The following is a 13,471-nucleotide window of genomic DNA, read 5'->3' as shown; positions in this document are numbered from 1 at the left end:
ATCGCAGCCTCTACAGGTATACGCACAACCCGTAGGAGCTGCCGCAGGCTGCGATATTTTGATCTTTCTACATCTGCGTCGCCATCCCCTCCACATCCATTGCCGCCTGGCGCAAGGCTTCGGAGCGGGTCGGGTGTGGATGACAGGTCAGGGCGATGTCTTCGGCCGAGGCGCTGAATTCCATGGCCACGCAATATTCGCCAATCATTTCACTGACGCTGGGGCCCACAAGGTGTACGCCGAGGACTTCGTCGGTGCGCTCATCGGCCAATACTTTGGCGAAGCCTTCGGTTTCATGGTTGATCTTCGCTCGGCTGTTGGCGGTGAAGGGAAATTTGCCAACCTTATAGGCGCGACCTTCGGCCTTCAGCTGTTCTTCGGTCTTGCCGACACTGGCCAGCTCCGGTTTGGTGTAGATCACGCTGGGGATCAGGTTGTAATTGACCTCCCCGGCCTTGCCGACGATTTGCTCGATGCAGGCCATGGCTTCGTCTTCGGCCTTGTGGGCGAGCATCGGCCCCGACGTCACATCACCGATCACCCAGACGCCAGCGGCCTCAGTACGGTGGCCCTGATTGGCGAGCATGCCGCGTTTGTCCGTGGCGAGACCGACGTTTTCCAGTCCCAGGCCTTGGGTGTAAGGCCGCCGACCAATGGCCACCAACACGTAATCGGCTTCAAGCAACTCGGCGGTGCCACCCGCGGCCGGTTCGACGCTAAGCTGAACACCGCTCGCCGACGTCGTGGCGCTGGTGACTTTCGTACTCAACTTGAAGCTGATGCCTTGCTTGCTCAATGAGCGCTGAAGGGTCTTGCCCGCTTCGCCATCCACACCGGGGCAGATCCGATCGAGAAATTCGACCACCGTCACCTGAGCACCCAGGCGCCGCCATACCGAGCCCAGCTCCAGGCCGATCACCCCGGCACCGATCACCACCAGGTGCTTGGGCACTTCGCCCAGCGACAGCGCGCCCGTGGAGTCGAGGATACGTTTGTTATCAATGTCCACGCCGGGCAGGGGAGTGGGTTCGGAACCGGTGGCGATCACGATGTCCTTGGCGCTCAGCTCGGTTTTGGCGCCCTGGCTGTCGGTCACTGTGACTTTGCCCGGCCCGTCGATGTGGCCCCAGCCCTTGATCCAGTCGACCTTGTTTTTGCGAAACAGAAACTCGATGCCCTTGGTCAGCCCGGTGACGCTTTCATCCTTCTGTTTCATCATTTGAGCAAGGTTGAGGACGGGTTTGACCTCAATCCCCAGGTTGGCGAATTCCGCCCCCATGGCCGCGTCGAAGAGTTCGGAGGCATGCAGCAGGGCTTTGGACGGCATGCAGCCCACATTCAGGCAGGTCCCGCCCAAGGTGGCGCGGCCTTCCACGCATGCCGCTTTCAGGCCCAGCTGGCCGGCGCGGATCGCGGCGTTATAACCGCCGGGGCCTGCGCCCAGAATCACGACGTCATAGGTGCTCATAGTGGTACTCCTGGTGAAAGGGGGCAGGATCGATAAAAGTAGCCTTCGATAAAAATTACGAACGTAATATGTGCGTTTCGAGCCATTTCGGTCAAGGCTTCAGCTTGGCGACAGGTTCAGCGCTTTTAGATAGAGCGATTTACGACGAATATTTCACCACTTTCGTTATATCGTAACGAATTGTGATGTGTGCGATGGCTGGGGTGGTATGCAAGTCGATCTCGATGGCGATGGGGCACAAATAGCAGCGCTGCCGCGCTTTCAGCAGGCGGTCGTTCAAGGGCGTCGATTTCGACAGATCGCAATCGGTCTGGGCGCCTTGGCAGCAGCAGGGTGGGTACTGGCGTTTTTTGTCGGGCTGTTTGCGCCGCAGTCGTTGTGGGCGGCGTTGCTGGTTAATCAGAGCGCCGGTTTGCTGGTGTTGGTTGCGGGTCTGCAATCGGCCTGGTGGGTAACGCAGTGGCGTGCGCGGGCGATGAATCCGGCGGTGTTGGTGCCTGTGTCCATGGCTGAGGAAGTCGTTTCCACCGAGGGCTGGTACGAGCGGTTGCTGGACCGGATCAGTCAGCGTTGGTGGCGCTTGTTGGGGCAAATCGGTGCACCGACGCTATGGTTGGGTGGCTGGGCGTTATTGACGTTGTACAGCATCGAGCAAGTCTGGAATCTGGCCCTGCCGCCCGCTGCGTTGGGATTGTCGGCCAGTGTCGGCGCTGCACTGTCGTTGCTGCTGGCTTTCGGTTTGTTGGTGCTGGAGCGACAACTGGCGCAGGAGAACGTCGCCCAATGGCCCGAAGCAGGGCCGTTGGCGCAGCTGACGCGGGTGGCGATTATTTGCCTGGTGCTCAGCGCTCTGTGTTTGTTGTTCGGCAGCGAAACGTCAGTCTGGCCGGTGCGTCTGGCGGTGCTGATCGGCTTGCTGCCGGGGCTGGTCGCCGTCGAGTTGCTGTTGCGGGCCGTGTTGTCGCTGTTCAGTCCGCGTCGGGAACAGCTGGAGCCGGCCTTGCTGGCGCGAAGTTTTGTCGCCGACATGCTGCGCTGGCCGCCGCAACCCCTGCTCGCGTTGCAGCACGAAATTCACAACCGCTTCGGTATCGATCTGCGGCAGATCTGGGCCTTTACCTACATGCGCCGGGCGTTTTTGCCGGTGCTGGCAGTGGTGGCCATCGTCGGTTGGTCGCTCACCGGCATTCACGAAATTGCGCTGCAAGGGCGCGGTATCTATGAGCGCTTTGGCAAACCCGTGGAAGTTTTCGGCCCTGGTTTGCACGCCGGTTTGCCGTGGCCACTGGGCCGAGTGCTGAGCGTCGAAAATGGCGTGGTCCACGAGTTGGCCACCAGCGTGGGCGAAATATCGGCACCGGTCGCAGCCGAGCCTGCCGAAGGCCCGGCACCGGCAATTGCCAATCGCTTGTGGGACGCTAGCCATGTGAACGACAAATCCCAGGTCATCGCCAGCAGCCGCGCCGACAAACAGAGCTTCCAGATCGTCAACATGGACGTGCGCTTCGTCTATCGCATCGGCCTGAGCGATCAGGCGGCGCTGGCCGCAACCTACAACAGCGCCGACGTGCCAACGCTGATCCGCAGCACCGCCAGCCGGATTCTGGTTCACGACTTCGCCTCGCGCACCCTCGATGGTTTGCTTGGCGAGGACAGGGTAGGGCTCGCCGAAGAGATCGGTCGCGCCGTGCAGGCTGACCTGCAAAAACTCGACAGCGGCGTGGAAATTCTTGCCACTGTGGTCGAAGCCATTCACCCGCCAGCGGGGGCGGCCAACGCTTATCACGGCGTGCAAGCGGCGCAGATTGGCGCTCAGGCATTGATTTCCCGCGAGCGCGGTGCAGCGGCGGAGGCGACCAATCAGGCGCAATTGCAGGCCAGCATTGCTCGCGATCAAGCCACGGCCAGGGCGCATGAAATCAACTCGACTGCTCAGGCCGCCGACCTGAAATTCGCCGCCGAGCGAAAGGCTTATGCCAGCGCCGGCCAGGCCTTCGTGCTGGAGCAATATTTCAGTCAACTGACCCAAGGTTTGGCCAACGCCAAGCTGCTGGTTCTCGATCATCGTCTGGGCGGCAGCATCAATGCGCCGACTATCGACTTACGTACATTCACGCTGCCGGCTGACCCTACACCGTCGCGTAATTCCGCTCAGCCAGGAGCCGTCCATTGAGCCAGCCGACGCCTACACACAATCGCGATCACGATGATCACGCCGGCCACGATCACGGCCATGGCGGGCATCACCACGGTCATCACCATCATCACCACGGTGATCCACAAGAAGCTGGCCCTTTCCCGTGGCGCCGAATGGGTTGGGCGGCGCTGCTGGCGGCATTTGCCATTGCGGCGGCGAGCCTCGTGCAAGTGCGTTCGGGCGAGGCCACGGTCATCACTCGTTTCGGCAATCCATCGCGGGTGTTGCTGGAACCGGGTCTTGGCTGGCGCTGGCCGGCGCCGTTCGAGGCGGCGATTCCGGTGGATCTGCGGCTGCGTACCACCTCCAGTGGTTTGCAGGATGTGGGGACACGCGATGGCCTGCGCATCATCGTGCAAGCCTACGTAGCCTGGCAGGTGCAGGGTGATCCGGACAACGTGCAACGCTTTATGCGCGCCGTGCAGAACCAGCCGGACGAAGCCGCGCGGCAGATTCGCACTTTTGTCGGCTCGGCGCTGGAAACCACGGCCAGCAGTTTCGATCTGGCCAACCTGGTGAACACCGATGCCAATCAGGTGCACATCGCCGACTTCGAAGCGCAGTTGCGTGGGCAGATCGATCAGCAGTTGCTCACCACCTATGGCGTGCGCGTGCTGCAAGTCGGCATCGAGCGTTTGACATTGCCGTCGGTGACACTCACCGCGACGGTCGATCGTATGCGCGCCGAGCGTGAAACAATCGCCACTGAACGCACGGCCATCGGCAAACGCGAAGCGGCGCAAATTCGCTCAGCCGCCGAGCGTGACGCGCGAATCGTGCAAGCCGATGCGACAGTGAAAGCTGCGGACATCGAAGCTCAATCCCGCGTCGAAGCCGCGCAGATTTACGGCCGGGCCTACGCCGGTTCACCGCAGCTCTACAATTTGCTGCGCTCTCTCGACACTTTGGGCACCATCGTCACGCCAGGCACCAAACTGATCTTACGTACCGATTCCGCGCCGTTTCGGGTGTTGGTTGACGGCCCGCCGACGCTCGATAACAAGTCCGGATCGCAGCCATGAGTTTAGTTCCACGTGGAACACATGAGTTGAGCAGCCCCTGGATTCAGGCTGGGCGCTTGGCTTTTTTGGCGCTGTACGCTGTGACCGTGCTGGCTGCTTTGGCGTGGGCATTCTCCAATGTGCGGCAAATCGACCCGCAGAATCGTGCCGTGGTGTTGCACTTCGGCGCCCTGGATCGCATTCAAAATGCCGGTTTGCTGTTGGCGTGGCCGCGCCCGTTTGAGCAGGTCATCTTGTTGCCTGCAGCGGATCGGGTGATCGAGCGTCGGGTGGAAAATCTGCTGCGCACGGATGCTGCATTGCAGGCGGATCGAGTGGCGAGTTTCGCCACGCCCATCAGCGATGCACTTGCCGGCTCCGGTTATTTGTTGACCGGTGATGCAGGCGTCGTGCAGCTGGATGTGCGGGTGTTCTATAAAGTCACCGAACCGTATGCCTTCGTTCTTCAGGGTGAGCATGTGCTGCCGGCACTGGATCGGCTGGTGACCCGCTGCGCCGTGGCGCTCACCGCCGCGCGAGATCTGGACACCATTCTGGTAGCTCGACCAGAACTGATCGGTGCCGACAATCAGGCCGCTGAGCGCCGCGAACGTCTACGCGGCGATCTGGTGCGGGGCATCAATCAGCGCTTGGCCGAACTGACGGCGACCGGGCAAGGGTTGGGCATCGAAGTGGCGCGGGTCGATGTGCAATCGAGTTTGCCCGGCCCGGCGGTGAACGCGTTCAACGCAGTGTTAACCGCCAGTCAGCAGGCCGACAAAGCCGTGGCCAACGCACGCACTGAAGCCGAGAAGCTGACGCAGTCCGCCAACGAACAAGCCGACCGCACGCTGCAAGTGGCTCACGCTCAAGCCAGCGAACGCCTGGCCAAAGCCTCTGCCGACACCGCCACGGTGCTGAGTTTGGCCAAGGCGCAACAGCAGGGCACTGACCCGCAGATGCTGCTGCGTATTTACCGTGAACGGATGCCGAAGATTCTCGGGCAGGCCGGCTCGGTGACCACGGTTGATCCGAAAGACGATTCCCGCCTGATCATTCAGGGAGCTGCGCAATGACTGCCCAAACCGCCGCCGCGCCGAGCATGTTGTCCTCGGCTGAACAACGTAGCGCCGCGCGCCAGTTGACCCTGGCCATGCTTGCACTGGGGTTGCTTGCGCTTGGGTTGAGCTGGCGCTGGTTGTCGCCGGACCAGACCGGTGTCAGCCAATTGCTGCTGGGTTTTGCCTCCTTGCTGGTGGCCGTGCCGGTCATGCGTTCGGCGTGGTACAGCCTGCGTTATCCGAGCCTGCACGGGATCACCGATCAGTTGATTGCCCTGGCCATGCTCGGCGCCTGGGCCACCGGCGATCTGCTCACTGCGGCGTTGCTGCCGATCATCATGATCTTCGGTCACGTGCTGGAAGAGCGCAGCGTGATCGGTTCCCAGGAAGCGATTCATGCCCTCGGAAAACTGACTCGCAGCCATGCGCGCAAGATCCAGGCTGACGGTTCCGTCGTTGAAGTCGACAACGGCACCCTCAAGGCCGGTGACCTCGTGGAGGTGCGTGCCGGTGATCGAGTGCCAGCGGATGGCCGAGTGTTGTCCGGGCAGGCAAGCCTCGACACCGCATCGATCACCGGTGAGTCGGTGCCAATGGAGGCCGATGTGGGCATGTCGGTGTTCGGCGGGGCGATTAATCTTGATGGCCTGCTGCGCATTGAAGTGACCCGCACCGGTAACGAATCGACCTTGGGTAAAGTCATCGCGCTGATGCAAAGCGCCGAACGTTCCAAGCCGCCGATCACGCGTTTGCTCGAACGCTACGCCGGCAGCTACATGGTGCTGGTGTTGCTGCTGGCCGCAGTGACCTGGTTCATTACCAACGATGCGCAAGCGATGCTCGCGGTGTTGGTGGCAGCTTGTCCTTGCGCGCTGGTGTTGTCGGCACCGGCCACGGCGATTGCCGGGGTGGCGGTGGCGGCTCGGCACGGGATTCTGATTCGCAGCTCGGCGTTCCTCGAAGAGTTGGCTGACCTGACGTCGTTGGTGGTCGACAAGACCGGAACCCTGACATTCGGCACCTTGCGCCTGCAATCCATCGACAGTCCGCTGGAGGATCGCAGTCACGTACTGAAACTCGCCGCCAGCCTCGGTTCCGCCAGCAGCCACCCGGTCAGCCGCGCCTTGGCCGGGTTGGTCACTCAGGAACACTTTCTGTTGCTCTCCGACATTCACGAGCGTCAGGGACTGGGGGTAGTGGCGATGACCGAGCAGGGCGAAGCGGCCCTCGGTCGTCCGGAGCTGTTCGCGCAATTGGGCATTGCTACATCAGCGGTTCCCGAGCACGACGGCCCGATTGCCGGGCTGGCACTCAACGGTGAGTTTCTCGCTTGGCTGTTGCTCGCCGACAGTGTCAAACCCGAGGCGCGGTTTGCCTTGAGCGAATTGCGTGAACTGGGTTTGGGGCGACAGCTGTTGCTCACCGGGGATCGGCAGAGCGTTGCGCACACGCTGGCCCGGGATGTGGGGATCAGCGATGTTGAAGCCCAGGCCTTGCCCGAGGACAAACTCAATCGCGTTCTGAAAGAAATCGGCAGCGGGTTCCGGCCAATGGTGGTGGGAGACGGCATCAACGATTCCCTGGCGCTCAAGGCCGGTGTGGTCGGCGTGGCCATGGGCGCGGGCGGTGCGGACATCGCGCTGGCCTCCGCTGATATCGTATTGATCGGCAGCGACCTGCGCCGGCTCGGAACCTGTGTGCGCTTGAGTCGCCAATGTCGGCACACCTTGCAGGTCAACGTGATCATCGGTTTGGGCTGGACCCTGGCCATCGTTGCGTTCGCCGCATTCGGCTGGCTCGGCGCGGCAGGGGCGATGATTGCCGCCCTGTTGCACAACTTGAGCACGTTATTAGTGCTCGGTAATGCCGGACGTTTGCTACGCTTTCAGGAACCCCTACTCAAGCTTAAGGATGAGGTGTGAGCGTCTACAACTTTTCAGAACTGTGTGCCGGATTTGTAGTCATCTAGGGTAAGGCGGTCATTTTCAACGATCGCCCGTTGGATGGTTTTAGTGTTGCAGGCAACACCGGGAATAGAAAAAGGCTATTAATTCGATAGCCTGCTATTTTTCAAGGATGGTCTACCCTCAGATTTGACGTCTGAAACAAGGGGGACTTTTCATGCTCGCGCAACTTCCACCGGCCTTACAGAATCTGCAGTTACCGCTTCGCTTGCGACTCTGGGACGGCCATGAGTTCAATCTGGGGCCGACGCCCAGCGTCACCATTGTGGTCAAGGACCCACACATGGTTACCCAGTTCACCCATCCCAGCCTCGACGCGTTGGGGGCGGCGTTCGTCGAAGGCAAGCTGGAGTTGGAAGGTTCCATCAGCGACGTGATTCGTGTCTGCGATGAGTGGAGTCAGGCGCTGGTCAACGAAGACGAAGATGCGCAACCGGTGCGCACGGTTCATGACAAAGAAACCGACGCCAAAGCCATTTCCTACCACTACGACCTCTCCAACGCGTTTTACCAACTGTGGCTCGACAGCGACATGGCGTATTCCTGCGCCTATTTCGAGACCGGCAGTGAAACTCTGGAGCAAGCCCAGCAGGCCAAGTTTCGCCACTTGTGCCGCAAGCTGCGGTTGCAACCAGGCGAGTATCTGCTGGATGTCGGTTGCGGCTGGGGCGGGTTGGCGCGGTATGCGGCTCGTGAGTTCGGCGCCAAGGTGTTCGGGATCACGCTCAGTAAGGAGCAATTGGCGCTGGCCCGTGAACGGGTGAAAGCCGAGGGCCTGGAGGATCAGATCGAACTGCAACTGCTCGACTACCGCGATTTGCCTCAGGACGGGCGCTTCGACAAGGTGGTCAGCGTCGGCATGTTCGAACACGTAGGCCACGCCAACTTGGCCGAGTACTGCAAAATCCTGTTCGGCGCGGTGAAAGAGGGCGGGCTGGTGATGAACCACGGGATCACCGCCAAGCACACCGACGGTCGCCCGGTTGGGCGCGGCGCTGGTGATTTCATTGAGAAGTACGTGTTCCCCAACGGCGAGCTGCCCCACCTGGCGATGATCTCGGCCGAGATCAGCGAAGCGGGGCTGGAGATCGTCGATGTCGAGAGCCTGCGCCTGCATTACGCGCGAACCCTGGACCACTGGAGCGAACGCCTGGAAGACAATCTGGAAGCTGCCGGCAAACTGGTGCCGGATCAAGCTCTACGGATCTGGCGGTTGTACCTGGCAGGGTGCGCTTATGCCTTCGCCAGAGGCTGGATAAACCTGCATCAAATCCTCGCGGTAAAAGCCCATCCCGATGGCAGTCATGAATTGCCCTGGACCCGCGACGACATTTACAACCCTTAAAGAATCGGTGAAATCAGCCGGGCGATCCGCATGCCGATCTGTTGCAGGCGGTGGGTCTCCCGGCTTTCTTCTTTGGCGATTTCGTGAGCCTGGGCGAAGTCATCGTTGAGCATCTGTTCCACTTGCGCGGCAAACGCGCTGTCGACGGTTAGCAACATCACTTCGAAATTCAGCCGGAACGAACGGTTGTCCAGGTTAGCGCTGCCAATGGCGCTGATTTCGCTGTCGATCAACACTACTTTCTGATGCATGAACCCCGGCTGGTAACGGAACACGCGCACGCCAGCATGTACCGCTTCGAAGGCGTAAAGGCTGGAAGCGGCGTAGACGATCCGGTGATCCGGCCGCGACGGCAATAAAATCCGTACATCCACTCCGCGCAACACAGCCAGTCGCAACGCGGCGAACACCGCTTCGTCGGGGATGAAGTAAGGGCTGGTGATCCACACCCGCTCCGTCGCCGCATGGATGGCTTCGACGAAGAACAGCGAACAGGTTTCGTAGGAATCCGCCGGTCCGGTGGCCAGCAATTGGCAGAGTACGCCGTCATCCGGATAAACCTCCGGCAGGATCAGTGGCGGCAGCGAACGGGCCGCCCAGAACCAGTCTTCGGCGAAGGATTCCTGCATGCAGGCCACCACCGGCCCGCGCACTTGCACGTGGGTGTCGCGCCATGGCGCCAGGGGTGGTTTTTCACCCATGTATTCGTCGCCGACGTTGAGCCCGCCGACAAAACCGACAATCCCGTCGACCACGACGATCTTGCGGTGGTTGCGGAAGTTGACCTGAAAGCGGTTGAGCCAGCCGCTGCGAGTGGCGAAAACTTTGACCTCGATACCGGCATCGCGCAAGGGTTGCACATAACCGTGGGGCAGGGAGTGGCTGCCGATGCGGTCGTAGAGCAAGTAAATCGCCACGCCTTCGGCAGCTTTCTTGGTCAGTAAGGTATGCAAGCGTTGTCCGAGGCGGTCATCGTGGATGATGAAGAACTGAATCAGCACCGCTTGCCGGGCGTTGCTGATGGCGTCGAAAATCGCATCGAAGGTAGCTTGGCCGTCGATCAGCAAATGCACTTCATTATTCGCCAGACACGGCATGCGTCCCAGTTTCGGCATGGCCCTCAAAGACGCGTAGGCGCTGGAGGCGCGAGCAGCCAGAGCCTCTTCAACCCAGGGGCGCCAGTTCAACTCGGAGATTGCTTTGCGCATTTCCTCGTTGGCTTGTCGACGGGCCTTGATATAGCCATCGAACGTGCTGCGGCCGAAGACCAGATAAGGGATTAGCGTGAGGTAGGGAATGAACAGCAGGGACAGAGCCCAGGCGATCGAGCCTTGAGCGGTCCGAACGGTCAATACGGCATGGATGGCGGCAATCGAGCCCAGCGTGTGCAGCAGAGCGATCAGATAACCGAAAACATGCGGTCCAAAATAATCCATGGGGCAGCCTTGCTCCTGAAGATTCAATGCTTAAAAGACCATGATCCGTGCAGAATGTCGCTATTTAATTGGCCCATGAACCGAAGCCCATGGCTGACGTCTAACGGCCACTAATGATCAGGAGTTACTCGATGAACGTTCGTCTGCTGGGTTTGGCCATTGCGTTTGGTTTGGCGCTTCCTGTAGCCGCTCAGGCGCAGATGCTGCAACCGGGGTTGTGGGAAATGACTTCAAGCAACATGAAGGTCGATGACCAGAACCTGCCCGACCTGCAACTGATCCTCGGCCAGATACAGAGTCAGATGACCCCTGAACAGCGCGCGCAGCTGGAGAAGCAGGGCATTACCATGGGTGGTAAAGGGATTCGGGCGTGCCTGACGCCTGAACAGGTGAAGACTGACAACATTCCACTGACGGACCCACAATCGGGCTGCAAGCAGCAAATCACCGAACGTACCGGCAACCAATGGAAATTCCGTTTCAGCTGTCCGAAAGCGCAAGGTGCGGGGGTCGCCACATTCCTCAGCGATCGTGAGTTCACGACCAAGGTCAATGGCACTTTCAACGCCACCGGCATTCAGCAGAAAGGTAGCCTCGATACTCGCGCTGTATGGCTGGGACAGGATTGCGGGACTGTTAAACCCAGAGCTTAAAAGCTTCGCGGGCGAGGCTCGCTCCTACAGGATTTGTGTCGTTCGCACGATCACGAAACGACATTGATACCCTGTAGGGGCGAGGCTCGCCCGCGAAGGCGTCCGTTTAGTCACCTTGAATTCAACAATTCACACACCGCTTCAATCCCTTTCTCCCCGAAATCCTCTCCGCTGCTGCTGCGAATACTGACAAACCCGCCTTCCTTTTCCTTCTCTCCCACCACCAACAGATACGGCACTTTCTGGCTGTGCTGGCGAATCTTGTGGCTGATTTTTTCGTTACGCAGGTCCGAGTTGGCCCGCAGTCCGCGGCGGCGCAGCGTCTCGGTCACCGAGTGTGCATAAGCGGTCTGACGCTCATCGATGTTCACGACCATCACCTGCGGCGGTGCTCGCCAGTTGTCCAGCTCCTGTTGGCTGGACCAGCACGTGCCGTAGATCCGTTGCTGCGACGTGCCGCTGATATGGTCCAGAGCGAAGGCCTGTAACACCTTGGTGGTGGGAACATGCGGGCCTGCAGCGAAACTTTCAAAATCCCCCAAGCGATACAGCGATAACCGTTCAGTTGGGCGGATCGAATGGTTGGTCGCCGCCAGTGCATGCATGCGCGCTTCAATCAGGGGCAGCTCGGCCAGAGTTAAGGAGCGCTGGAAAGCAAACTCATAAAAGAAACCATCACCCAGCGACGATCCGGCCCGCAACTGTGCATGCGGATGGAGCTGCTTGACGGCCATGGCCAACATCAGCGCGCAGGAACGGCGAAGGATCTCCAGGCCATCGGGCTCCTGAGGCGTGACGATACTGACTCGGGCGTCGCCCTCGATCAGGAATCCACAGTCCACCAACACGCCGTCGACCCGACCGGCCACCGCCGCGTTGGCCAACCCGAGACTAATAGTTGCAGCGACTTCATACACAGTCAGCGGCTGATCGTACTCACGCAACGAACCATCGGGCAGGGTGATGTGGATCATGATCGATGTTCTCGAATGTTTTCGACAACGAGCGCTAGCGCATAAACCGCAGGGGTAAACCCTGGCAGTTGTCATTAAGACGTTTGTCGTGCCAGGCAATTTGCCCCGACACGACCGTAGTACTGACGCTGTGGCGAAAGCGATGGTGGGTGAATGGCGTCCAGCCGCATTGAGAGAGGATCGGTTGCCGGGAAACGGCAAGGCCATCGGGCTCAGGTTTGATCAACACCAGATCTGCCCAATAGCCTTCGCGCAGGTAGCCGCGGTCGGGGATGGCAAACAGATCGGCGACCCGGTGACTGGTCTTGGCCACGAGGGTGGTGATCGGCAATATCTCATCGGACACCAGCTCCAGCAACGCGGGCAGGGCGTGTTGCACCAACGGCAACCCGGACGGCGCCTGGCTGTAGGGCCGCTGTTTTTCAGCCCAGGTGTGAGGCGCGTGATCGCTGCCGATCACATCCAGTCGATTGCTCAACAATGCTTTGCGCAAAGCATCGCGGTCGGCCTGAGTCTTGATCGCCGGGTTGCACTTGATCAGGTTGCCAAGGCTTGGGTAGTCGCGATCATCGAACAGCAAGTGATGCAGGCAGACTTCGGCGGTGATGCGCTTCTGGGCCAGTGGCTGGTCTTGGAACAGTGCCAACTCACGGGCGGTGGTCAAGTGTAAAACGTGAAGTCGGGTGCTGTGTTGTCTGGCCAGATCAACGGCCATTGAGGAGGAGCGAAAGCACGCTTCGGCGTTGCGGATCAGCGGGTGAGCGGCGGGTGGAAGGTGTTCGCCGAACAGTTCTCGCAGGTTCGCGGCGTTGGCTTCGATGCTGGGTGTGTGTTCGCAGTGAGCCAACAAAATGGTCGGCACCTCGGCGAAGAGCCGTTCGAGTATCCGTGGATCGTCCACCAGCATGTTGCCGGTGGAGGCGCCCATGAACACTTTGACCCCGGCCACCTCACAAGGATTGAGCGCAGCGACGGTATCGAGATTGTCATTGCTCACGCCGAAATGAAAACCGTAATTGGCCACCGAGCTGGTCGCCGCCCGACGCTTCTTGTCCGCAAGCGCTGCGAGGGTCAGGGTGGCCGGGGAGGTGTTGGGCATGTCCATGAAACTGGTGATGCCTCCGGCCACCGCCGCTCGGGATTCAGTATGGAAGCTGCCCTTGTCCGGTGCTCCGGGATCGCGGAAATGCACCTGGTCATCGATCATGCCCGGCAGTAGCCATTGACCGTTGGCGTCGATTTCCACGGCGGCTGTTTCACCTTCAATGCTGCTGGCGATCTTGACGATGCGACCGTGGCTTACCAGCAAATCACCGTCGAATTCACGACCTTCATTGACCAGCCGGGCGTTGCGAATCAGCACGCTGCTCAT

Annotated in this window: 10 protein-coding genes; 6 read left to right on the top strand and 4 right to left on the bottom strand. The window is 60.3% G+C overall.

Annotated features, from left to right (window positions below; translation table 11 throughout):
• Positions 1-67: 67 nt before the first annotated feature.
• Positions 68-1,468, bottom strand: coding sequence for a dihydrolipoyl dehydrogenase (gene lpdA, locus MMG91_RS23095; RefSeq protein ID WP_310660829.1), 1,401 nt, complete (start codon positions 1,466-1,468; stop codon positions 68-70).
• A 208-nt stretch (positions 1,469-1,676) separates the two neighbouring features.
• Between lpdA and MMG91_RS23090 the strand changes: the two genes are divergently transcribed.
• The 5 genes from MMG91_RS23090 to cfaB all read left to right on the top strand — a co-directional run bounded on the left by MMG91_RS23090 (position 1,677) and on the right by cfaB (position 9,036).
• Positions 1,677-3,641 (top strand): protease modulator HflK, encoded by a 1,965-nt coding sequence (locus MMG91_RS23090; protein WP_310660828.1) that lies wholly within the window; start codon positions 1,677-1,679, stop codon positions 3,639-3,641.
• Entirely contained in the window at positions 3,638-4,687 is a 1,050-nt protein-coding gene (locus MMG91_RS23085; protein WP_310660827.1) for a protease modulator HflC, read from the top strand. Before MMG91_RS23090 ends, MMG91_RS23085 begins: the two co-directional genes overlap by 4 nt.
• Complete coding sequence (locus tag MMG91_RS23080) at positions 4,684-5,742, top strand: protease modulator HflK (protein ID WP_310660826.1); 1,059 nt, start codon at positions 4,684-4,686, stop codon at positions 5,740-5,742. Before MMG91_RS23085 ends, MMG91_RS23080 begins: the two co-directional genes overlap by 4 nt.
• On the top strand, positions 5,739-7,649 hold the full coding sequence (locus MMG91_RS23075) for a heavy metal translocating P-type ATPase (protein WP_310660825.1): 1,911 nt from the start codon (positions 5,739-5,741) through the stop codon (positions 7,647-7,649). The genes MMG91_RS23080 and MMG91_RS23075 overlap by 4 nt, the downstream gene beginning before the upstream one ends.
• A 199-nt stretch (positions 7,650-7,848) precedes the next feature.
• Positions 7,849-9,036, top strand: a complete 1,188-nt coding sequence (cfaB, locus tag MMG91_RS23070) for a C17 cyclopropane fatty acid synthase CfaB (RefSeq protein ID WP_305447567.1) — start codon at positions 7,849-7,851, stop codon at positions 9,034-9,036.
• On the opposite strand, the gene cls is transcribed toward cfaB, so the two are convergent.
• Positions 9,033-10,472 carry a cardiolipin synthase gene (cls, locus tag MMG91_RS23065; RefSeq protein WP_305447566.1) on the bottom strand — a complete coding sequence of 480 codons (1,440 nt, stop codon included), beginning with the start codon at positions 10,470-10,472 and terminating at the stop codon, positions 9,033-9,035. The two genes, cfaB and cls, sit on opposite strands and share 4 nt — an antisense overlap.
• A gap of 131 nt (positions 10,473-10,603) precedes the next feature.
• On the opposite strand from cls, the gene MMG91_RS23060 reads away from it, so the two are divergent.
• The gene (locus tag MMG91_RS23060; protein ID WP_123357105.1) at positions 10,604-11,125 is read left to right on the top strand and encodes a DUF3617 domain-containing protein; all 522 of its coding nucleotides are present in this window, start codon (positions 10,604-10,606) and stop codon (positions 11,123-11,125) included.
• 110 nt (positions 11,126-11,235) lie between these two features.
• On the opposite strand, the gene MMG91_RS23055 is transcribed toward MMG91_RS23060, so the two are convergent.
• Positions 11,236-12,099, bottom strand: a complete 864-nt coding sequence (locus MMG91_RS23055) for a His/Gly/Thr/Pro-type tRNA ligase C-terminal domain-containing protein (protein WP_305447565.1) — start codon at positions 12,097-12,099, stop codon at positions 11,236-11,238.
• Between the two features lie 34 nt (positions 12,100-12,133).
• Positions 12,134-13,471, bottom strand: a complete 1,338-nt coding sequence (locus MMG91_RS23050; protein WP_310660824.1) for a dihydroorotase — start codon at positions 13,469-13,471, stop codon at positions 12,134-12,136.

The sequence above is a fragment of the Pseudomonas sp. JL3 genome, assembly GCF_031570575.1.
GTDB lineage: Bacteria > Pseudomonadota > Gammaproteobacteria > Pseudomonadales > Pseudomonadaceae > Aquipseudomonas > Aquipseudomonas cucumis.
This window is presented reverse-complemented; position numbering and strand designations above follow the sequence as displayed.

Bases quoted from the DNA above. Each gene is read 5' to 3' on its own strand.
- lpdA (WP_310660829.1), bottom strand. From the start codon at position 1,468: ATGAGCACCTATGACGTCGTGATTCTGGGCGCAGGCCCCGGCGGTTAT.
- MMG91_RS23090 (WP_310660828.1), top strand. From the start codon at position 1,677: ATGCAAGTCGATCTCGATGGCGATGGGGCACAAATAGCAGCGCTGCCG.
- MMG91_RS23080 (WP_310660826.1), top strand. From the start codon at position 4,684: ATGAGTTTAGTTCCACGTGGAACACATGAGTTGAGCAGCCCCTGGATT.
- MMG91_RS23075 (WP_310660825.1), top strand. From the start codon at position 5,739: ATGACTGCCCAAACCGCCGCCGCGCCGAGCATGTTGTCCTCGGCTGAA.
- cfaB (WP_305447567.1), top strand. From the start codon at position 7,849: ATGCTCGCGCAACTTCCACCGGCCTTACAGAATCTGCAGTTACCGCTT.
- cls (WP_305447566.1), bottom strand. From the start codon at position 10,472: ATGGATTATTTTGGACCGCATGTTTTCGGTTATCTGATCGCTCTGCTG.
- MMG91_RS23060 (WP_123357105.1), top strand. From the start codon at position 10,604: ATGAACGTTCGTCTGCTGGGTTTGGCCATTGCGTTTGGTTTGGCGCTT.
- MMG91_RS23055 (WP_305447565.1), bottom strand. From the start codon at position 12,099: ATGATCCACATCACCCTGCCCGATGGTTCGTTGCGTGAGTACGATCAG.
- MMG91_RS23050 (WP_310660824.1), bottom strand. From the start codon at position 13,471: ATGAGCAGCGTGCTGATTCGCAACGCCCGGCTGGTCAATGAAGGTCGT.